The organism is Flavobacterium sp. Leaf82, from assembly GCF_001422725.1.
Lineage (GTDB): Bacteria > Bacteroidota > Bacteroidia > Flavobacteriales > Flavobacteriaceae > Flavobacterium.
In genome coordinates this window covers 129,119-135,802 of the sequence record NZ_LMMA01000005.1, presented here as the reverse complement: position 1 = coordinate 135,802, position 6,684 = coordinate 129,119, and the positions used below count along the sequence as shown (strand labels likewise).

The 6,684-nt window shown below is 32.3% G+C and carries 7 protein-coding genes; all 7 read left to right on the top strand.

Features of this window, described 5'->3' with window-relative positions:
- The first annotated feature begins 315 nt into the window (after positions 1-315).
- Positions 316-2,262: a threonine--tRNA ligase gene (gene thrS / locus ASF10_RS06145; RefSeq protein WP_056246770.1), complete on the top strand. Its 1,947-nt coding sequence runs from the start codon at positions 316-318 to the stop codon at positions 2,260-2,262.
- 22 nt (positions 2,263-2,284) lie between these two features.
- Entirely contained in the window at positions 2,285-2,836 is a 552-nt protein-coding gene (gene infC, locus ASF10_RS23895) for a translation initiation factor IF-3 (RefSeq protein ID WP_072974136.1), read from the top strand.
- Positions 2,837-2,928: 92 nt separating this feature from the next.
- The gene (gene rpmI, locus ASF10_RS06135; protein WP_022827375.1) at positions 2,929-3,126 is read left to right on the top strand and encodes a 50S ribosomal protein L35; all 198 of its coding nucleotides are present in this window, start codon (positions 2,929-2,931) and stop codon (positions 3,124-3,126) included.
- Between the two features lie 102 nt (positions 3,127-3,228).
- Positions 3,229-3,573, top strand: a complete 345-nt coding sequence (gene rplT, locus ASF10_RS06130) for a 50S ribosomal protein L20 (RefSeq protein ID WP_056246768.1) — start codon at positions 3,229-3,231, stop codon at positions 3,571-3,573.
- A 153-nt stretch (positions 3,574-3,726) separates the two neighbouring features.
- Positions 3,727-4,299, top strand: coding sequence for a Crp/Fnr family transcriptional regulator (locus tag ASF10_RS06125; protein WP_056246767.1), 573 nt, complete (start codon positions 3,727-3,729; stop codon positions 4,297-4,299).
- A gap of 79 nt (positions 4,300-4,378) precedes the next feature.
- Positions 4,379-4,813, top strand: a complete 435-nt coding sequence (locus tag ASF10_RS06120; RefSeq protein WP_056246766.1) for a carboxymuconolactone decarboxylase family protein — start codon at positions 4,379-4,381, stop codon at positions 4,811-4,813.
- 145 nt (positions 4,814-4,958) lie between these two features.
- Positions 4,959-6,683, top strand: a complete 1,725-nt coding sequence (locus ASF10_RS06115; RefSeq protein ID WP_056246764.1) for a tetratricopeptide repeat-containing sensor histidine kinase — start codon at positions 4,959-4,961, stop codon at positions 6,681-6,683.
- The last annotated feature ends 1 nt before the right edge of the window (position 6,684 follow it).

Genomic DNA, 6,684 nt, shown 5'->3' with positions numbered 1-6,684 from the left:
TTATGAAAACCTATGCCCTAGCCCGGATAGAAGTGGAAATCCTTTTGTGCCGGTGTTCGGCACAAAAGATTGGAACGGATAGCGGGAAATAGCTCCTGAACAAAAATCAAATACTTAAATACATTTAAAAACGAAGAAACGATCATTAATCAAACACTCCTTATATATAAAGGAAACCGTCCTTATATATAAGGAGTAAAATAACGATAGCGACCTTAATGAATATTCTTCGCACATATTATAGTATAAACATGAATATATATATTGTATGTATTTTTGTAATGCGTTATATTTGCATTCACAAAATTATAAACAATGATTAAGATTACTTTACCCGATGGGTCGATTAGAGAGTTTGCTTCAGGCGTAACTCCGATGGAGGTTGCTAAAAGCATTAGTGAAGGATTTGCAAGAAATGTGATTTCTGCTTCTTTTAATGGTACAACAATAGAAACCGAAACTCCATTGACGACCGACGGTAGTCTTGTTTTATATACTTGGAACGATGCGGAAGGCAAGAAAGCTTTCTGGCATTCGACTTCGCACGTAATGGCGCAAGCTCTTGAGGAATTGTTTCCTGGAATTAAATTAACTCTAGGACCTGCAATTTCAAATGGTTTTTACTATGATGTAGATTTTGAAGATCAAAAAATCACTGATGCTGATTTTAAAAAGATTGAAGATCGCGTTTTGGAGATTTCAAGAGGAAAACACGAATTTAAAATGCGTCCGGTTAGTAAAGCCGATGCATTAGAATTATATAAAGATAACGTTTACAAGACTGAATTGATTTCGAATCTTGAAGACGGAACTATTACTTTTTGTGATCATGCTACTTTTACTGATTTATGTAGAGGTGGACACATCCCAAATACTGGAATCATCAAGGCTTTTAAAATCATGAGTGTTGCCGGTGCTTACTGGAGAGGTGATGAGAAAAACAAACAATTGACTCGTGTTTACGGAACTTCTTTTCCTAAACAAAAGGATTTGACTGAATATCTTGAACTTCTTGAAGAGGCCAAACGTCGTGATCACCGTAAACTTGGCAAGGAACTTGAATTGTTTGCTTTCTCTCAAAAAGTTGGGCAAGGTTTACCTTTATGGTTACCTAAAGGTGCCGCACTTAGAGATCGTTTGGAGCAATTTTTAAAGAAAGCTCAAAAGAAAGCAGGTTACGAGCAAGTAGTTACTCCACATATTGGACAAAAGGAACTTTATGTTACTTCTGGACACTATGCAAAATATGGTGCTGATAGTTTTCAGCCAATCCATACTCCTGCTGAAGGTGAAGAGTTTTTATTAAAACCAATGAACTGCCCTCACCACTGCGAAATATATAACGTAAGACCATGGTCATATAAAGATTTACCTAAGCGTTATGCTGAATTTGGTACTGTATATAGATATGAGCAATCTGGTGAATTGCACGGTTTAACTCGTGTTAGAGGGTTTACTCAGGATGATGCGCATATTTTTTGTACTCCGGAGCAATTAGATGAAGAGTTTAAAAAAGTAATTGACTTGGTACTATATGTATTTGGTTCGTTAGGTTTTGAAAACTTTACTGCTCAAATTTCGTTAAGAGATCAGGAAAACAGAGATAAATACATTGGTTCTGACGAAAACTGGGAGAAAGCTGAAAATGCTATTATCAATGCCGCTGCTGACAAAGGATTGAATACTGTTGTAGAATATGGCGAGGCTGCTTTTTATGGTCCGAAGCTTGACTTCATGGTTAAAGATGCTTTAGGAAGACAATGGCAATTGGGAACTATTCAGGTTGATTACAACCTTCCTGAGCGTTTTGAATTAACATACAAAGGTGCTGATAATGAATTACATCGCCCTGTTATGATTCACAGAGCTCCTTTTGGATCTATGGAACGTTTTATAGCAATTTTATTAGAGCACACTGCAGGAAATTTCCCACTTTGGCTAATGCCGGAACAGGCTATAATCTTGTCTTTGAGCGAGAAATACGAAATATATGCTAAAAAAGTTTTAGATTTGCTAGAAAATCACGAAATTCGCGCCCTAATTGACAACCGAAGCGAGACTATTGGTAAGAAAATTAGAGATGCTGAAATGCAGAAAATACCGTTTATGCTTATTGTAGGTGAGGAAGAGGAGAAAAATGGAACTATTTCTATCCGTCGTCACGGTCAAGAAGGAAAAGGGAATATTACAGTTACAATTGATGAATTTGTCGCTATTGTAAACGAAGAAATAAAAAAGACATTAAAAGTTTTTACAGTTTAACTTAAATTATAAAGTCATAGCAATAAGAAGCAACAGAGGTTACCAACCTCGAGTAGAAAAAAAAGATGCACACAGAATAAATAACAATATTCGTGGTGTACAAGAAGTAAGACTAGTAGGCGAGAACATCGAACCAGGTGTATTTAAGCTTGCTGAAGCTTTACGTTTAGCAGATCAATTCGAATTGGATTTGGTTGAAATCTCGCCAAACGCTGAGCCGCCGGTTTGTAAAATCATGGATTACAAGAAATTTGTTTACGAACAAAAGAAACGTGATAAGGTATTAAAAGCTAAGTCTACGCAGGTTGTAGTAAAAGAAATTAGATTTGGTCCTCAGACAGATGAGCATGATTATGAATTTAAAAGAAAGAATGCTGAGAAGTTCCTAAAAGAAGGTGCTAAATTAAAAGCATTTGTATTCTTTAAAGGTCGTTCTATCATCTATAAAGATCAGGGACAAATTTTATTATTACGTTTGGCTACAGATTTAGAAGAGCATGGTAAAGTTGAAGCTATGCCGGTTTTGGAAGGAAAGAGAATGATTATGTTCATTGCTCCTAAAAAGAAGAAATAGTCTCAGTTTACAGTTTCAGTTTTCACTAACTGAGACTGTAAATTTGAAACAAAGATATAAGTAAGTAAGAATAAATTAAAACACTAGGAAAAATGCCTAAAATGAAAACAAAATCTAGCGCCAAGAAACGTTTCAAAGTTACTGGTTCTGGAAAGATTAAAAGAAAGCATGCTTTTAAAAGTCACATCTTGACTAAAAAATCTAAAAAACGTAAATTAGCTTTGACACACTCAGCGCTAGTTCACAAAACAGATATGAAAAGCATCAAACAACAATTAAGAATTATCTAATAATTCTTTAGGTTAAAAATTATTTAAATATAACCTTGGAGTATGGCTTTTAAGTTCCTTTGATTTAATTCAGGACGCCTGCTACAAAAACACATTAAAATTATGCCAAGAGCAGTAAATTCAGTTGCCAAAAGAGCAAGAAGAAAAAAAATAATGAAGCAAGCCAAAGGTTTCTTTGGTAGACGTAAAAACGTTTGGACAGTTGCTAAGAATGCAGTAGAGAAAGCAATGTGCTACGCTTACCGCGATAGAAAACAAAACAAGAGAAATTTCCGTGCTTTATGGATTCAACGTATCAACGCTGGAGCTAGATTAGAAGGAATTTCTTATTCTCAATTCATGGGTAAAGTAAAAGCTAACGGAATCGAATTGAACCGTAAAGTTCTTGCAGATTTAGCAATGAATCACCCTGAAGCTTTCAAAGCAATACTTAACAAAGTAAAATAAACGTTTTATAAACTCAATTTAGATTACTTACTTATCATAGAAAAACCATCTCGTTTAAACGGGATGGTTTTTTGCTTTTATACTTCTTTATAATATCTTACTTTTAAGAATTGATTTTAAAAGTACATTTGTAAATCAATAAAAAAGACAAACATGTACAAAGCACTTTTGCAACATATTGAAAAGATTGTAACATTAGAATCTTCAGAGATTGATATTTTAGAATCACTTCTAAATTCCTCCACAATTAAAAAGAAGGAGCTTATATTAGAAGAAGGTCAAGTTTGCAATACATTATATTTTATTGTAAAAGGCTGCATGCGACAATATATCATTAACGATAGAGGCGCTGAACAAACACTGCAATTTGCTATCGAAAATTGGTGGATTACAGATTATCTAAGTTACCATAATCATACTCCTTCTCATTTTTATATTCAGGCTGTTGAGAAATCCGAAGTTATTGCTATTGAGAAACAAACTTTAGAAACTATACTTATACAGATTCCAAAACTGGAACGTTATTTTAGAATTGTAGCTCAAAAATCTTTTGGTGCAGCTCAAATGCGAATCAAGTTCTTATTTACAATGTCGGCTGAAGAGAGATATCATCACTTTAACGACTTATACCCAGAATTTGTACAACGTGTTCCGCAATATATGCTTGCCTCCTATCTTGATTTCTCTGCAGAATTTATGAGCAAAATCAGATCCGGAAAGATCTAACATCATTTCTTGAAGTACTTCAAGTTTTTTAAAGTAGGTATCTCAGACCTTTGTACCAAACTTTAAAAAATAAATAAAAATGAAACCAAGAATTGTTATTCCAACAGTTGCTCCGGAAGCATATCAAGCCTTAATGAATTTAGAAAAATACATTTCTACTACTTCTCTAACTCCAATACACAAAGAATTAATAAAAATTCGTGCTTCACAAATTAATGGCTGTGCATACTGCATAAACATGCATACTGCCGATGCCAGAAAACATGGTATATCTGAGCAACGCATATATTTGTTAAGTGCATGGCGTGAGGCAGATTTATATACTGAAGAAGAAAAAGCAATTTTAGCTTTGACAGAAGAGATTACGATGATTAGCAATCATGTATCTGAAGAAGTATATCAAAATGCTGCTCGTTTATTTGATGAAAAGTATCTTGCTGAAATCATCTTACTTATAATAACCATAAATTCATGGAACAGATTAGCAATAGCTACTGGAATGAGAGCAGTATAATATAAACAACAATGCTCACAACCGGAAAGGCCCTTAAAGTTTAAGGGCTTTTTTGCATTTAATTAAAAATAGAATTTGATGATATAAAAACAAATTAGTGTATTTATTACTTTTCTTAAATATTTAAATTCTATACTTTTGGAGCATGATACCAAACAGATTACGAATTTATCTACAGATTGTTTTTGTCCTTTTTATTTTAATTTCATGCCAAAAAAACAATGATGATGTTATTATAATTCCACACAATAAAGCAGAAGTTAAAAAACTTATTGTTGTAGCTGACCGCTTTTATAATAATAAAAATTTTGACAGTGCTTTTTACTATTATAATAAGGTAAAGTTCATTTGTAATCCAATAAAAGATTCAGAAAATTTTGTTGGCATTGTAAACCGAATGGCAGAAATCCAACAAAATCAAGCCGATTATGTTGGGAGTGAATCTACAGTAACTGAAGCAATTCCTTATTTAAAATATATCAAGAACCCAGACTATGCATGGAATACTTACATCACTTTAAGTATAAATTATTTAAACACTTATGATTATAAAAAAGCAATATTATACAATCAAAAAGCTTTTGAATTAAAATCAAAGCCGTGGCAAAAATTAGCTGCAGAAAACAATATTGCGGTTATTTTGATGGAAGAAGAAAAATACAATGAATCTCTGGAAGTGTTTCTTCGTTTAATAACAAAAAAAGAAGTAACAAGTGATGATGAGTTTTATGCTAAAGTACTTGATAATACAGGTTATTGCTATTTTAAAACAAATGACTTTAAAAAAGCAATTGATTATTTTAATAAAAGTCTCGAGATAAGACAAAAGGAACAAAGACCTTTTGATTTAGGAAAAAGTTATCTTCACTTAGCGAAATTCTACGAGAAGAGTAATCCTTTGTTAGCAAAAAAATACATGGTTTTGAGCTACAAACAATTTAGCATTAGTAAGAATGTAGATGATAGGATGTCATCTTTAAAATTATTGATCAAAAATAGTTCTGATCAGGAATTGAAAAAATATTCTGTGATCTATGTGAATTTAGTTGATAGTATATTTGAATTCAGACAAAAAGCAAAAAATCAGTTTGCCAAAATTAAATATGACTCAAAAAGAGACAGGGATGAAAATTTAAAACTGAGGACTCATAAGGTAGAAAACCAACTTCAGTTGGAAAAACAAAAAAACAGAAACATTATTTCCTATATTATTATTGTTCTTACTCTCAGTCTTATTTTAGTACTTTATTTTTACTTGACATCCAGAGGAAATAAAGAAAAAATTGAAGCTACTTATGATAGTGAAACGCGTATTGCTAAAAAACTACATGATGAACTTGCAAACGATATCTATCATACAATGGCGTTTGCTGAAAATAAAAACCTTTCTATAAGCGAAAACAGAGAGCAATTATTAAATAATCTTGATGCCATATATTCAAGAACACGTGATATATCAAAAGAGAACACTCCGATTATTACTTCAGAAAAATATATTTTTTACTTAAAAGATATGATTGCGGGATTTAATACCCCAAACATTAATCTTATATTAAATGGTATAGATGATATATCGTGGAATGAAATTGAAAAAAACAAAAAAATAACGGTGTACAGAGTACTGCAGGAATTACTTGTAAACATGAAAAAACATAGTAATGCAGCCTTAGTTTCTATTACATTTACTACGACAGATAAAAGTATTATTGTTATATATAAGGATAACGGAAAAGGTATTGATTTAAACCATATAACATTTAAAAATGGGCTTTATAATGTAGAGAACAGAATTCTTGCCATAAAAGGAAAAATTGATATTGATACCGCTCCTAATAAAGGATTTAGGGCCTTTTTTGAATTCCCTCTATAAA

Bases quoted from the DNA above. Each gene is read 5' to 3' on its own strand.
- thrS (WP_056246770.1), top strand. From the start codon at position 316: ATGATTAAGATTACTTTACCCGATGGGTCGATTAGAGAGTTTGCTTCA.
- rpmI (WP_022827375.1), top strand. From the start codon at position 2,929: ATGCCTAAAATGAAAACAAAATCTAGCGCCAAGAAACGTTTCAAAGTT.
- rplT (WP_056246768.1), top strand. From the start codon at position 3,229: ATGCCAAGAGCAGTAAATTCAGTTGCCAAAAGAGCAAGAAGAAAAAAA.
- ASF10_RS06125 (WP_056246767.1), top strand. From the start codon at position 3,727: ATGTACAAAGCACTTTTGCAACATATTGAAAAGATTGTAACATTAGAA.
- ASF10_RS06120 (WP_056246766.1), top strand. From the start codon at position 4,379: ATGAAACCAAGAATTGTTATTCCAACAGTTGCTCCGGAAGCATATCAA.
- ASF10_RS06115 (WP_056246764.1), top strand. From the start codon at position 4,959: ATGATACCAAACAGATTACGAATTTATCTACAGATTGTTTTTGTCCTT.